The organism is Planktothrix pseudagardhii, from assembly GCF_904830925.1.
Classification (GTDB): domain Bacteria; phylum Cyanobacteriota; class Cyanobacteriia; order Cyanobacteriales; family Microcoleaceae; genus Planktothrix; species Planktothrix tepida.
The window spans coordinates 5,560,064-5,575,272 of sequence record NZ_LR882967.1; the positions used below are offsets into that span (position 1 = coordinate 5,560,064).

Sequence of the window (15,209 nt, forward strand, 5' to 3'; positions counted from 1 at the left end):
AGAAACTTTTAATTTCTTTAAGCTTGTTTAGGAAATCGTTAAATTTTGGCAAACTTAACCCTGATCTATCACAATAGAAATATCAAAGGTACGATTAACAGACTGTTTAGGGATTTATTTTATTCCTATAGGGAGTTGACACGCACACTTTACCACTTGTCTGCTTTAAGTAGATGATTATCTCATCTGGAGGATTTACATTTTATGTCTCCCCAAGCTGACCTCCAAACCTTTATGCAGGTGGTTCCTGTTTGTCGCCATGATTCGCCCTTAGAAGCATTGCGGTTTATTTTTTCTCAGGGGAACTCGGAACAAGTTGTGATTATCAATTCTGAACATTATCCTTTAGGTCTAATTTCCCTACATCGGTTTCTTCCCTATCTCCTCAACACCACCTTCCCGACTTCCCCCGACCCTGAACAACCCTTTCTCAATGAGGTTTTGTCTACTATTCTCGAACCGATTATTGGCGTTCCCTCCCATTTAAGCTTAGAAGACTTTTGGCTATATTTACAATATCAAAGTTCCCATCCGGTACTAGAAAATAGCCTCCCTCAAACCGTATCCCCGGCTTTAATTAATCACAGAGGAGAGTTTATTGGATTAATTAATAGTTTGCAAGTCTTACGATATTTAGCCCAATATTCTCAACGCTTTACTCAGATTCAACAACCTCGACCTTCCCCTACTTTAGACTTCAATTCAGAACCTCATCAACAGTTAGATGTGTTAGCGACGGGAAATTTTAGCGTATCTCAGCATTTAATTCAGTTTTTAGATGAACTGCCCATTCCCTTAATGATTCAAAGTGATGATGGCACCATTGTTAATCAAAATTTAGCATGGCGATCCCTAATTGGTCGAGGTTCAGAGGTTTTGCAAGAAGTCGCTGAATCAGTAACCCGTTGGTCAGAAGCCAGTGAAACATTTTCCCCCACTGAAAAATACCCAACTTCCTCCTTAGAATCCTCAATCGATTCTGGATTTCCAAGCCGTCATTTAACGAATGTTTCTCAACCTTTAACCTCGAATTCACCCACCTTACAAATGCCGAGTTGGTGTCAATTGGGTAGCCAACCGGATACTTATATTTGTATTTGTCCCATCGCCCACAATCAAGAACGAGTTTGGCAATTTACTCGCCAACATTTAAACCCGGAATGGGAGATGACGTTATGTTTAGGAAATAAAGCCAATGACCTCTGGTTAGTCTTAGCTCAAGATATTACAGAACAGCATCGAGTCGCCCAAGAACTAACGGCAAAAAATACTGATTTAATTCAACTTAATCGCCTCAAAGATGAGTTTATGGCCTGTATTAGTCATGAGCTTAAAACTCCCCTGACTGCGGTTTTAGGTCTATCGAGTTTATTAAAAGATCAAGCATTAGGAGAACTCAACGAAAAACAAGCGCGTTATGCTCAACTGATTCATAAAAGCGGTCGTCATCTAATGTTAGTCGTGAACGATATTTTGGATTTAACTCGTATGGAAACGGGACAACTCGAATTAGTCCCAGAACCTTTACAAATTCAGGCAGTTTGTGAACGCGCTTTTGAAATGACTTTGCAACAATACCAAAGTCAAGATAAATCCGATATTAAACTACAAGCGGAAATTTTAGAACAACTGAAAAGTCGATTTACCTTAGAGATTAAACCCGGTTTAGAAACCTTAGTCGCTGATGAATTACGCTTGCGACAAATGTTAGTCAATTTATTATGTAATGCCCTCAAATTTACTCCCGATGGGAGCGAATTTGGTCTACAAGTTAGTCGTTGGGAAAATTGGATTGCTTTTACCGTTTGGGATAAAGGAATTGGCATTCCTGAAGATAAACAACATCTGATTTTTCAGAAATTTCAACAACTTGAAAGTCCTCTAACCCGGAAATTTGAAGGGACAGGATTAGGGTTGGTTTTAACCCAACGGTTAGCGCGATTACATGGGGGAGATGTCAGCTTTATTTCTAAACCCAATAAAGGCAGTCAATTTACTTTGTTATTACCGCCGAGTCCCCCTCGATGTAATTGGGAATTAGGGAATCATAGTTCCTCAGAGGAACCCGAATTTTTACCGTCTTCTCGTTCTTCCTCTCCTCAACAATCTCGTTTAGTTTTAGTGGTTGAAACGGTTCCCCACTTTATTCAAACCTTGAATGAACAACTCACCCATTTAGGATATCGGGTCGTAATTGCTCGTTCAGGAACAGAAGCCGTTGAAAAAGCCCGTCGCCTCCAACCGAGGATTATTTTACTTAATCCTTTAATTCCTTTATTGTCCGGTTGGGATGTTTTAACTTTATTAAAAACTGATGTACAAACCCATAAAATTCCCGTCATTGTCACAGCAACATTAGGGGATAAACAACGAGCCACCGCGAATCATTGTGATGGCTTTTTGAGTCTTCCTGTTCAAGGAGCAGAATTAGAAAAAATCTTAGTAGAATTGCTTCCAGAGGTTTCATCTTCCGAGCCTCAACAGTTAATGATTCTCTGGTTAAGTTTATCAGGAGATCAACATCACTTAACTCCAATAAATACCCTAGACAAGCCTAACTCAATTTATCATTCTGCTTTATTTTTATCGCAGTTCTCCCAGTGTCGTATTTTAGAAGCCGATGATATTAATCAAGCTGCTCTCATTGCTCGAATTTGGCATCCTAATATTATCGTTTTAGAACGAGATGGGTCTGTTAAAAATCCATTATATTTGTTAACAGAAATTAGTCAACAAGAAAGTTTAGCCCATTTACCCATTGTGACTTTAGACCCTGTAACGACTCAAGTTGCAAATCAAGTTAAAAATTTATCAATTTTTCCCTGTTTAGCGAGTCCCTCAGATGATGGGATGAGTCTTCAATCTTTTTCTCTGGCTATGGGTTCTGCTTTATTAGAAGTGATCCAAATTGCGACCCGTTTAAGTTGGAAACCGAGTATTTTAGTGGTCGATTCTTCCGTTTTACCGCAACAGCAATTAAGTCATCCTGTAGACACTAAAGATCATCCTTCAAAAGCCATATTAAACCCTAAATCTTCCACCTCAGTTCGACATTCAACGGTTAATTCTGATTGTTTAGATGCTCCCAATAATGCTAATATTAAAATTGAGCAAGCCTTAGTTCAATATATTGAAATTGCTGGATTTCGGAGCATTATGGGCAAAGGCTGGGAAGAAATTCTTCAGAAAATTCAATGTAAAAGCTTAGATTTAATGTTGATTTGTTTTCGACAACAATCTTTTTCTAATTTAGTTGAAGCTCTCTCGATTTTAGAAAAAATGGAAGCTAAGATTCCTGTATTAATTTTAGCACAATCTGATGTTAAAGTCAAAGGTAAATCCCTCGACAAAAAACGTAAAACTAAATCTTCATCTTCCGTCGAAATCCCAAATTATTCCTGGGAAGAAATGATGGTTCATTTACAACGCTTTAGCTCTAGTTTTCCCCTAAAAGTCTTACCCTTTAATCTATCAGTTGAGTCTCTATTAGAAGAAATGAAAACCCTATTAACTCACTTACAACCTTGAAAATCCATCAGGAAGATAAAGCTTAAAAGACTGAAGTAAGGAGTGAGAATCAGGGCCAAATTTAATGGTATTGGGTTTTTGACCGGAGTTAGGAACCAAAAGGGGAAAATTGAATCAGATCTCAGGAGTAGGGTATGATGTGACCTTTTAATAAGGCTCTGATCAATGACTTCCTTATCTGTTAAGATGGTTATGAAATGATTAGGGTGCATTTAGATAGGATTTCTAAGAACATTGTAACTGATATTTAGAGGCAATTAACCCAATTATGAATCAACATAAACTGGCGATTACAGCCCCATCTAGCTTAACATTAAATCTATCGTTAAATCGGCGAAGAATTGTGTCTCTACTGGGTGGACTTTTCGCCCTGGCTTTTTCTGCTGTTCCCGTACAAGCAGCCGAAAATGTATCTTTAGCCCTAGGACAAGCTAAAATTTCTGTATCCGTACAAGCGTTAGAAAACTATGCTCAATCAGGAACAATTGATCCAGAATTAAAAAGCTTTTTATTGTTATTAAATCAAACTGATCAAAATCAGTTTAAAACAGTATTATTAGATCAGCATCAATTAGATCCTATAATAATTTCTCAATTTTTAAATTCCCCCACAGGAGCATTATTTCTGAATAAACTGGGAGATATTATTCAATCCGAAACCGATTCGCACAATTTATCAACGCTTAAAAATGGGTCGGAAGCGCTTAAAATAGCATTAATGAGAGCTAATCAAGATCCTGAAGGCATCACCTTACTCAATATTTTACGTCAATTTCCAGCAGCAGAAATTCAATTAAATATCCACAAGATTTTTCAACTCCGAGAACAAGTCAATATTCTGGTACAAGAAACTAATTCTATTATTACAGAAATTGTTAAATTATCCTTAGAAGAATCAGCCTTATCCCCGGCTTCAGATTTTAGTAAAAAACCTGATTTAAAGCAAACTGGAGACTTTGATGTTACCTCCAAAACCCTAACCTTAACAGACTCCAAACGTCATCGAGAATTGATTGTCGATCTTTATATTCCCAGACCCTTAAATACCGTCAAACGCGGAAAACCTAACGCAATTCCTGTGATTATCATTTCTCATGGATTAGCTGCAAATCGAAAAAATTATGCCTATTTAGGCGAACATTTAGCATCTTATGGATTTGTCGTTGCTCTCCCTCAACATCCGGGAAGTGATACCAATCAACTTCAAGCTTGGTTATCGGGTCACGCATCCGATGGGTTCAAAGTGAGTGAATTTATTGACCGACCCCTAGATATTCAGTTTTTAATAGATGAATTAGAACGCTTGAATACAACGGAATTTAACGGTCAACTGAACCTGAAACAAGTTGGCGTTGCAGGGCATTCTTTTGGCGCTTATACAGCCTTAGCTTTAGGGGGAGCAGAAATTGATTTTAATCACTTAAAACAAGACTGTAACTCGGCATTTAATTCTGTTAATCTCGCCCAAATTTTTCAATGTCGAGCCTTAGAAATACCTCAAAAAGACTATAATTTGAGAGATGAACGGGTTCAAGCAATTTTTTTGATGAATCCGATTAATAGTAGCATTTTTGGGCAACAAAGTTTAAGCAAAATTCAGATTCCGGTATTCTGGAAAACCAGTGGTAAAGATAATATCGCTCCTGTGGCTTGGGAACAAGTTCGCTCCTATACTTGGTTAACAACACCCGATAAATATTTACTCTTAGCAGAAGGCGATCGCCATATTAATCTAAATTTAACCGCAATGAATCAAAGTATGAGTGCCTCTTTAAAAGAAATTGTAGCTCCAGTTCCCGAACCTGTTAATGATTATATTCGGGCTTTTAGTCTGGCTTTCTTTGAAGTGTATATCAATCAAGATTCAACCTATCGTCCCTATTTAAAAGCCACCTATGCTAAAACAATTAGTGAAACGGCTTATCCCCTGAGTTTAGTCCATTCTCTCTCCCTAGACCAATTTTTTCAAGCGGTAAAACACGTTAAAAATCCATCTGATTCTCAGAATAATTAAACTAGAATTTTAAACATTGAACCCCTCTGTTGCCTAAAAGGAAAAGAAAACGATGCAATGGTTTGTATCTTTTGTATTAACAAGTGTATCTATCCTGTTTGCAACTCTACCCGCAGTTGCCGCAGAATTTATTATTGTCCCCTTGGGAAAAACAACGATTTCTATTTCCCTAGATTCTTTAGAAAATTATGTTAATCAAGGTAAAATTAACCCTCAAGAACCTTTGGCTAATTATCTAGGATTATTAAGTCCTGAACAACAACAAAGTTTAAGACAATTTTTGCAAACCCGTTACACACCTCCCGATATTTCAATTGAACAATTTGTTAATTCACCCTTACTGGTAGCTTTTTTAATTCATGTTGGAAACATCATTAAAACTCAATCTGAACAAAATGGAGCCGATGCCATTCGTGCCAGTTTAATTGATGTCGCAAATGCACCCAATGGGTTTACAGTATTAGAAGTTATGCGTCAATTTCCCAGTCCAGAAATTCGCTTGAATGTGGAACTCGCCTTAAAAACATTAACCAAAGTTTTTGCATTTATTCGACAAACTCATGCGGTCACACAATCGTTAGCAGTGTTATCAGAAATAGAAGCCCAGAAAGCAACGATTACAAATTTTAGTAAGATGCCAGACTTGCGAATTTTAGGAAAACTTTATACGTCTACAAAACAAACCCTAACGGTCAATAATTCTCACAATAATCGTCGCTTTGAAGTAGATATTTATCTTCCGAAACCTATTTCTCCAGAGGGGCAAAATTCACAGACATTATCTTATCCTGTGATTGTTATCTCTCATGGATTAGCCTCTGATCGCTCACGATTTGAAAATTTAGCTAAACATCTCACTTCCTATGGTTTTGTAGTCGCTGTTCCTCAACATCCAGGAAGTGATTATCAGCAATTTCAATCCTTACTCAATGGAGACGCAAAAGACTTATTTGAACCTGAACAATTTCTGGATCGACCTAGAGATATTACTGAATTACTCAACCAACTTGAAAAACTTAATTCCACTAAGTTTAATCAGCAATTAAATTTACAAAATGTAGGGGTTATTGGTCATTCATTAGGAGGATATACAGCCTTAACATTAGCAGGAGCAACCCTTGATTTTACCCAGCTTAAAACCGACTGTCAACAACCGAATATTCCCTTAAATCCTTCCCTATTTCTTCAGTGTCGAGCGTTGGAACTTCGGCCGGAAAATTATATGCTACAAGATCCCAGAGTCAAAGCTATTTTTATATTAAATCCGGTGAATAGTAGTATTTTAGGAAAATCGGGTTTAAGTCGAATTAAAATTCCAGTTTTCATCACAGCAAGTACCGAAGATTTTTTAGCTCCAGCGTTGTTAGAACAGTTAAATGCTTTTACTTGGTTAACCACTTCTAATAAATATTTAGTCTTGCAAAATCATGCCACTCATTTTTATGATATTACTTCTGAAAACGCATCGGAAGTATTAGGAAATTCAAGCATAATTATTCCGACATCAGAAATTATTCGCTCTTATATTAAAGCTTTAAGTACAGCATTTTTTCAAACCTACCTTAGCCAAAATTCTCAATACAAACCCTATCTGAACGCCGCTTATACTCAAACCATTAGTGATCCCCTTTATCCGGTCAGTTTAATTCAATCTTTAACACCTAACCAATTAACCAATGCAATTAATGGTGTTACCTCGGAATAACTTTACCAAATTAAAACTTTAATGATAATATCAGGTTATTCGTTTTATTCTAATACCCCATGAAATCACCGATTAAACAAGAGAATAATAGACAATACACTCAAAACAAGAAAACTATTGGCTTTTTTTACTTCCAACTTTTAAAATTTTCATTAGGAATAATATCTGGTTTGAGTGCTATAACCAGTTCAGCAGTTGCGGCTGAAACAATTGCTATCCGGTATAATATTGGTACGGCTTTTATTTCTGTTAAAGACTTAGAAACTTTTGCAAAAACAGGAGATGTTTCCCCCGTTTTATCAATTTATGGCAAAGTTTTGAAGGTTGAAGATGCTGAAAAACTGCGTCAACTTTTATTGACTCCGATGACCGCCAGCCCTTGGAGTATTGAACAATTTAATAACACGACCATGGGTATAACAATGTTAACTCGCTTTGGGAATTTTATCCAAACAGATAACGGTGAAAATGGTGTAACGGCTCTAAAAACGGCAATTAATCAAGCTTCTCAACTACCCGGAGGTTTGACTTTACTGGGCGTTTTACAAAAATTTCCGGGTCAAACCCTAGGAATTGATGTTAACTTTGCTGTAGAAGCCATTCGAGATTTATCTCAAGTTATTTATGAAGATAAATCTGTCATGAATTGGATTAACCAACAGGCGAAAACACAAACCGATAATCCTGCTATTAATAATCCACCCACTCAATTGAAAGAGCCGGGTACAATTCAATGGAAAAAAGAAACCTTTACTTATGAACATACTCAACGAAATATTTCTTCTCCGGTTGATATTTATATCCCTCAAGTTTCTACTCCGACTCCGGTAATTGTGATTTCTCATGGTTTGGGTTCCGACCGAACTACGTTTAAATATTTAGCCGAACATTTAGCTTCTCATGGGTATTTTGTTGCAGTTCCTGAACATTTAGAAACCAGTGCAAATGGGTTGGCTAATTTCTTAGCCGGGAATGCTCCTCCTCCTGGCCCAGAAGTCTTTATTAATCGTCCCTTAGATATTACTTCTGTTCTCAATCTTTTAGAACAAAAAGCTAAAAATTCTGAATTTCCCAGTCCTTTACTGTTAAATAATGTCGGTGTTTTAGGTCAATCTTACGGCGGTTATACGGCTTTAGCGGTAGGGGGTGCAGGATTTAATACCCGTAAAATTAATCAAGAGTGTGCAGAGTCTGTTAACCGACAACTCACCTTAAATATTTCGATATTACTGCAATGTCAAGCTAGTTCCGTTGCCAATGAAGGTCAAAATCTTAAAGATGAACGAGTAAAAGCAATTATTGCCATTAATCCCATTACAAGTGTTGTTTTTGGTCAAGAAGGGATGAGTCAAATCAAAATTCCGATCTTAATGATTGGGGGTAGTGATGATTATATCGCTCCCGCAGTACCTGAACAAATTTATCCCTTTTCTTGGTTAACCAGTCCAAATAAATACTTGATGTTATTAGAGCGAGGAACCCATTTTTCCTTCTTAGAACCTGGAGAAAAATCCGTTCTTCCGGTTCCTCCTCAATTAATAGGCCCAGAACCTGAATTAGCTTTTCCTTATTTGAAAGCAATTAGTTTGGTATTTTTTAATCGTTATATTCGCAATCAAACCGAATATTTACCTTATTTGAATGCGGGTTATATCCAGAGAGGAGAAACTTCTCCTTTTAGTTTAACTATTGTTAATTCTTTAACCCAAGAGGATATTGAATCAGCCATTAATAAACATCGTTAATTGGGGTTGATAGGGAAAAGTATTACCTCTGCTCCCTCAAAAGGAAACAAAGGTAATACTTTGGCTGTTTTATAAAGGGAATTAGGAAACTTTTAATTCACTAATTTTTTGGCTAATTCGGTAGCTTGATGATAAGCTTTAACCGCTTCTTGATAGCAAACGATAGCGTCTTGCCATTGTTCCATCTGTACATAAATATTTCCTAATAAGGCTTGAGTTTAAACTTCTGTATTTTAAACGGACATTAAAGGATTTAACCAATACAAAATTTGTTTTTTGAGTTGGTTTAAATCTTGATAAACCGCTTGTTTAATCCATTGACCGACAGCATCGAAAGGGGTAAAGGTTTCTCCTACTGACCAACTAACATTTTGACCTAGGGGAGTTTGATGATCACCGTTGAGTTTTTGCAAGGTTGTTAACCCTGGAAACCGTTGATCTAAAATTTGATGTAAGTTAGACGTTTGATCAATGGTGTCTTTAGAAAATTTAATTAAAAGATTCCGTCGAATTTGATAGCGATCGCCGACTAAACGGTTTGTTTCTTCAGGAGAGGGAGTAAATTCCACGTCCATAACTTGAGAAATTTGTTCAACCAAGGGAATTGATTGACGAGCAGCATAATTATTAAATGACATTAAAATATTCCCCGATCTTTCTATGGGAAATAAAGAACCCATTAACAAATGTACTTTACATCCCATACTATGTCCTAATCCATAAATCGGTAAACCTCGCCGTTTTAAGAATTGCAGATCATATAAATCTTCTAACCCATCTTCAAATGTCCATAAAACGTCTTTAGCAATGGCGGTATGATCGAGGGTATTTACAAAAGGAGTCGCAACAATTGCATAACCTTGATGTGCTAATTCTTCTAATAAGCAACGATAGGTTAAATGGGGTGCTGTTGCCACAAATGCCCCTCCTAAAAAATGCACGATTGCTTGAGGACGAGGGGGAATTAAAACCCAATTTCCAGAAATTGAAAGCCAGTCCATGAACCCTTTTATATTATAATTTGGTTTAACCTCTGGAGCCATGCTTCTGACTCTGGTACAGAGGGTTTTAAATGTATGTTACCTAATGAATGAGAATTTTGGGTTAATCTAAATTATGCTTTAGTTCGGTGAGATTGAGCCAGCATTTGTGCAGCCAAGACCCCGCCGATAAATCCAAATAGATGTCCTTGCCAAGAAATCCCATATTGTAAGGGTAAAATTCCCCAAACTAAGCCTCCATAAAGCCAACCTACCAGTAAGGATAACGCAATGGAAACGAAACTGCGTTCAAAAAATCCTCTTAATAACAAAAATCCTAAATATCCAAAAATAACGCCACTCGCCCCAATATGAATGGTATAGGGAGAACCAAATAACCACACTCCTAAACCACTAACCATCATGGTTATGAATGTGACTACAAAAAAATCTTTAACACCCCGCAGCATGATAAACCAACCCAATGTAATTAAAGGTAAAGTATTGGCTGCTAAATGATTAAAGTTCCCATGTAAAAACGGGGCGAAAAAAATGCCTTCTAACCCTTGGAAACTATGGGGACGAATCCCTAAGCGATTTAATGTGCCTCTAAATACAAAAAAATCAATAATTTCAATAATCCACAGCAACGCCACAATTCCCCCTAAAATGAGGATATGGCTTTTGAGTTCCTGGGTGAGTGAGGTTTCGGTTTGATCAGACATAATGGTTCAGGCTTGGAAGATCAGGTGTTTGGGTTAACTACAAAACCAGCTTTCGTCGTTTCGCATTCGGCTATTATCAATTATATGATAATCAAAAATTGAGTCAATTGCCCATGAAAGACGTTCTATTAGGAAAATATCTCAGCTTAAATCATTTTTGCACCTGTACAAATACTTATCAAAAATATTCAGATCACATTAATCCTTATCCTAATTCTGAAGAATCCATTCAAGCTTTAAAAGCGTTAAATTATTATATTATTGATCCCGTTATTGACTATTATAGTCTGGCTAGATTTAAGCTAACTTACGGTTTTTGTTCCCACAACTTAAGAATTTATTTGGAGAAAAAAGATCCGATAACCGGATTAAAAAATGGTCGAGTTGCTCCTAACCTTGATCAACATATTGCCCATGAAGTTAAACAGAATGGAGAGTATTACTGTAAACGATTGGGAGCCGCTTGTGATTTCCTGATTTTAGAATTAGAGAGTGATCAATTAGTTGATTGGATTTTAAAAAAACGGCTTCCCTTTGATTCTCTTTATTTTTATGGTAAAAATCGACCGATTCATATTAGTTATGGCCCCCAACAAAAACGAAGTATTTGGACATTTACCTCTACTGGTAAACCGACTCAAAAAGGAATTGAAGTTTGGGTTAAAATAGCAAAAGAGTTCTGATTCATCAGTTTCATTTAGGGAGAGGAATGGCTTAAAATGATCAACTTCTGATGTTGTTTTTAATTTCAGTCAACACCAGAAGTGATTTTGTTGAGTTAAATTAAACGGTTAATTGACATTGAGGACAATTGCATCCTGTAATAGCAGTATTGCTGTGATCTGTCGTTGTCCAGGTTGAAGCTAAGGTAGCAGAAATTTGATTGAGGCTGATGTCTTTTTCAATATCCTGATTCGGGGAAATTTGAGGTGTTACAAAGGCAACTTTAGTACGAATGATGGGGATGAATTGAGCCACTAACTGATGAGTATGCCGTGAATTTAAAACGGGTTGTACGATTGCTAACATAGAGACAATCAGAACACTGAAGGTTAAGATAAAAATTGGGAATTTTCTGAGCAATTTCATAGCTAAAATGATCACAATATTGGGTTTTAACCTGTTACCTATTTGGGTGAATCGGATCAGGATGATGTACCCATTATAGAGCAAGTCTGAATTCAGTGTAAAAACTCATCAATACCAAAGGTGAGGGTTTGAACAACAGCAGATGTTCTGTAAAAGTTAAACAAAAACCAAATTACACCCTCAAATTGTTAATCTAGCTTAAACTGGATTAAATCAACTGATCCCAAAATTTGTAAATATTTATTAAAGGATGATCAATCATGAAAATTACTTTATCTCACTTGATGATTTGGCTCCTCGCTATCGGTGGAGGGTTCACCGCTTTATCTGCGATTACATTAGCAGGTGGCCCCCCTCCCGGTAAACCAGTACAACCACAAGCAGCACCTGCCACAACACCCTCTAATTCTAATTCTAATTCTAATTCTTCTAATGCTGAAAAAAATAATATTCCCCCTCAATTTCCTTTACCCAGTGCAAGAGTTGGTGCAGTCAATGGAGTTGTCACCCTTAAATTAATTAATAATGCTAATGTACCCATTCAATATCAAGTGATTGGAGGAACTCGTGAAGAATGGTTAGTGCAAAATTCTACCATTCAAGTACAAGGTTCACCTCCGATTACGTTAACCTATCGCCGCCAAGATGGAGGTTTATTACTTGTTCAACCCAAGCAAACTTCCCCTGGAGTTTTAGAAGTTCAATTCCGAGTGACCAATGATTTCAATATTGATACGAGATCTCTCAATATTACGGAAACAGGAAGTGTATTTTTGAATTAATTTCGATTCGCATTTTTCCTGCCAATTTAAGGCTTTAATATTTGTTGATCGGGATTTTGCTCTAACTGAGAAGCCAAACTCTTTTCATTAAGATAAATTTCCCGAATATCAGTGGGTAAATTTTCCTCTAATGTGCGATAAGCTCCATTCAATAGTTCTTTAACTTCATTCGGAGAAACAGACTCTCCCTCGGCTTGTAAGTAAGCTGAAATCCGAGTTTCACTCCAATGAAAAGTTTGCGCCATGACGAGAATTAACCTTAATAAAGGTTCCATTCGATCTAATACTAATCCCACATAACACCACAGAGGAGGGGGTGCTGCGGATAAAGAATATTGAATTGATTCTACAGGGGGTAACTCGGCTTGATTAATACAAACTGCGGTAACATTAATTAACCAGTTTTGTAGCGTGGTTCCCCCGTCTGTATTCTCTTGTTCCCTTAAATTTAAAGGACGCATTTCATAAAAAATATGTCGCCAGGTTTGAGAGAATAAATAATCGGCTTGTACAGGAGATCGTACCGAATGACGAATTAATGTATAGACAATTAAACCATAGCGGCAGAAAATAGCAACAAAGTATTTCCCCTGATCAGGATAATTCTGAAACAGAGTTAACAATTCCTGGTCTTTGTGATGAAATAGAGATTTGACCAGGGGATGATTTGATTCAGGTAAGTGAAGCGTTTGCACGGCAACTCACAGCGAATTTTAGCTGGATAGTGTTTTCCCGTTGCATGATAGCTGATTTTGGATCAGAAATCAACTCTTGAAGCTTAATTTATTCTTGGCTGACCTCCTCATCCTTTGACTCTAATATTCTTAATTTTGATTTATGGCTTTCTTACTGCAAAAACCATCTCATTCAACCCTAGAAACCCGAAAAACAAAAAACTTATTGCTCTTATTACTTCCTCCTACAATTTGGTTACTGATTTTTTTTATTATTCCCCTGGTGATTGTCTTTATTTATAGTTTTTTACAACGAGGAACTTATGGCGGAGTCACTTGGGAATTTACCTGGAGCAATTATCAAAGATTAGCCAATGATTTATACCTAAATATTTTTGGACGTTCCCTCGGTCTAGCAGCATTAACAACTTTAATTTGCTTAATCATTGGTTATCCCTTAGCCTTTTTTATTGCTACGGCTTCTCCCCGTTGGCGAAATCTACTTTTGTTTTTAGTGATTATTCCCTTCTGGACAAATTTCCTAGTTAGAACCTATGCTTGGATTATTATTTTGCGTTCTGAAGGTGTAGTTAATACCGTCCTCCAAAGTTTAAATTTAATTCAAGAACCTTTAAACTTATTGTTTACTCCCTTTGCTGTTATTATAGGTCTAATTTATGGTTATTTACCCTTTATGATTCTACCCCTCTATGCAACGATTGAACGATTAAACTTTTCTTTAGTTGAAGCAGCCCAAGATCTAGGTGCAAACGATATTAGAACATTTTTGAGAATTATTTTACCCTTAACTTATCCTGGCATTATTGCCGGGTCTATTTTGGTTTTTATTCCGGCTTTAGGCGCATTTATTACCCCCGATATTCTCGGAGGTGCAAAAACAGTTATGGTGGGTAATTTAATTCAAAATCAATTTTTACAAGCTCGTCACTGGCCTTTTGGGTCAGCCTTATCAATGGGATTAATGATTTTAGTCTTAATTCCGGTCATGATTTATTTTCGTAGTTCTAATTCGGAAAATTCTCTTTAATAAATATAATGAAAACCGCAACTCTTGAGACTTTTATTCATGCTTGGGGAAGACGAGGACTCGCTTTACTAGCCACCTTTGCTCTCACGTTTCTTTACTTACCCATTTTAATCTTAATTATTTATTCCTTTAATGCTTCTCGGTTGAATTCCAATTGGACAGGATTTACCTTAAAATGGTATCAAAAGTTATTGAGTGGCTTAACAGAAAGTACCGCCGATATTTCTACTCAAAGTCTCTGGATTTCTCTGCAAAATAGCTTAATAATTGCTATTATTTCTACGGTAATTGCCTCTATTCTAGGAACAATGATGGCATTAGCTTTAGAACGCTTTCGGTTTCCCGGTTCTAAACTATTAGAAGCCTTATTATTGTTGCCCATTATTATTCCTGAAATTACATTAGGGGTATCTTTATTGGTCTTTTTTACGTTAGTTTTTAGAATCTTAGAAAATCTGACTGGAATTCGCTTAACATTAGGCTTACCTTCCGTTATAATTAGCCATGCAACCTTTAGTATTGCCTTTATTACTATTACTGTGAGAGCGCGTTTAGCTGACTTAGATCCCACTTTAGAAGAAGCTGCTTTAGATTTAGGAGCTAATGAATGGAAAACCTTTTGGAGAGTTACCTTCCCTTTAATTTTTCCGGCTATTTTAAGCGGTGCATTATTAGCCTTTACCTTATCATTAGATGATTTTGTTGTCACCTTTTTTACAACAGGAGTTGGCGCAACAACTTTACCTTTATTTGTTTATGGCATGATTAAATTGTCCATCACGCCAGTCATTAATGCGATTTCAACGTTGATGTTATTGGCATCTCTTTTCTTAGTCATCTCATCTTTAAAATTACAAGATCAAGTTAGTGTTAAACATTAACAACACTCAATCCTAATTAAAATTTAAAAAATCTTGTT

13 protein-coding genes are annotated in these 15,209 nt (G+C 36.6%); 8 read left to right on the plus strand and 5 right to left on the minus strand.

Features of this window, described 5'->3' with window-relative positions; all coding sequences use genetic code 11:
• Positions 1–204: 204 nt before the first annotated feature.
• From NMK36_RS24080 to NMK36_RS24095, 4 genes are all read left to right on the plus strand, one after another.
• Positions 205–3,528, plus strand: a complete 3,324-nt coding sequence (locus NMK36_RS24080; RefSeq protein ID WP_072718126.1) for an ATP-binding response regulator — start codon at positions 205–207, stop codon at positions 3,526–3,528.
• A 268-nt stretch (positions 3,529–3,796) separates the two neighbouring features.
• Positions 3,797–5,542 (plus strand): alpha/beta hydrolase, encoded by a 1,746-nt coding sequence (locus tag NMK36_RS24085; RefSeq protein WP_254174809.1) that lies wholly within the window; start codon positions 3,797–3,799, stop codon positions 5,540–5,542.
• 52 nt (positions 5,543–5,594) lie between these two features.
• Positions 5,595–7,247, plus strand: coding sequence for an alpha/beta hydrolase (locus NMK36_RS24090; RefSeq protein WP_072718125.1), 1,653 nt, complete (start codon positions 5,595–5,597; stop codon positions 7,245–7,247).
• A 59-nt stretch (positions 7,248–7,306) separates the two neighbouring features.
• Entirely contained in the window at positions 7,307–8,992 is a 1,686-nt protein-coding gene (locus NMK36_RS24095) for an alpha/beta hydrolase (protein ID WP_254174810.1), read from the plus strand.
• 92 nt (positions 8,993–9,084) lie between these two features.
• Here NMK36_RS24095 and NMK36_RS29040 read toward each other — a convergent pair whose 3' ends face one another.
• From NMK36_RS29040 to NMK36_RS24105, 3 genes are all read right to left on the minus strand, one after another.
• A complete protein-coding gene (locus NMK36_RS29040) occupies positions 9,085–9,189 on the minus strand; it encodes a hypothetical protein (protein ID WP_367400317.1) in 105 nt (34 codons plus the stop codon).
• 36 nt (positions 9,190–9,225) lie between these two features.
• Positions 9,226–9,993 carry a DUF1350 family protein gene (locus NMK36_RS24100; protein ID WP_072718701.1) on the minus strand — a complete coding sequence of 256 codons (768 nt, stop codon included), beginning with the start codon at positions 9,991–9,993 and terminating at the stop codon, positions 9,226–9,228.
• 113 nt (positions 9,994–10,106) lie between these two features.
• Entirely contained in the window at positions 10,107–10,697 is a 591-nt protein-coding gene (locus NMK36_RS24105) for a rhomboid family intramembrane serine protease (protein WP_254174811.1), read from the minus strand.
• 113 nt (positions 10,698–10,810) lie between these two features.
• On the opposite strand from NMK36_RS24105, the gene NMK36_RS24110 reads away from it, so the two are divergent.
• Positions 10,811–11,380 (plus strand): hypothetical protein, encoded by a 570-nt coding sequence (locus NMK36_RS24110; protein WP_254174812.1) that lies wholly within the window; start codon positions 10,811–10,813, stop codon positions 11,378–11,380.
• Positions 11,381–11,480: 100 nt separating this feature from the next.
• On the opposite strand, the gene NMK36_RS24115 is transcribed toward NMK36_RS24110, so the two are convergent.
• Positions 11,481–11,726 (minus strand): hypothetical protein, encoded by a 246-nt coding sequence (locus NMK36_RS24115; RefSeq protein ID WP_254174813.1) that lies wholly within the window; start codon positions 11,724–11,726, stop codon positions 11,481–11,483.
• A 320-nt stretch (positions 11,727–12,046) separates the two neighbouring features.
• Between NMK36_RS24115 and NMK36_RS24120 the strand changes: the two genes are divergently transcribed.
• Positions 12,047–12,568 carry a hypothetical protein gene (locus tag NMK36_RS24120; protein ID WP_254174814.1) on the plus strand — a complete coding sequence of 174 codons (522 nt, stop codon included), beginning with the start codon at positions 12,047–12,049 and terminating at the stop codon, positions 12,566–12,568.
• A gap of 26 nt (positions 12,569–12,594) precedes the next feature.
• Here NMK36_RS24120 and NMK36_RS24125 read toward each other — a convergent pair whose 3' ends face one another.
• Positions 12,595–13,263, minus strand: a complete 669-nt coding sequence (locus NMK36_RS24125) for a sigma-70 family RNA polymerase sigma factor (protein ID WP_190519159.1) — start codon at positions 13,261–13,263, stop codon at positions 12,595–12,597.
• A gap of 142 nt (positions 13,264–13,405) precedes the next feature.
• Here NMK36_RS24125 and NMK36_RS24130 point away from each other — a divergent pair, with 142 nt between their 5' ends.
• On the plus strand, positions 13,406–14,290 hold the full coding sequence (locus NMK36_RS24130; RefSeq protein ID WP_254174815.1) for an ABC transporter permease: 885 nt from the start codon (positions 13,406–13,408) through the stop codon (positions 14,288–14,290).
• 8 nt (positions 14,291–14,298) lie between these two features.
• Complete coding sequence (locus tag NMK36_RS24135; protein WP_254174816.1) at positions 14,299–15,171, plus strand: ABC transporter permease; 873 nt, start codon at positions 14,299–14,301, stop codon at positions 15,169–15,171.
• Positions 15,172–15,209: the final 38 nt, after the last annotated feature.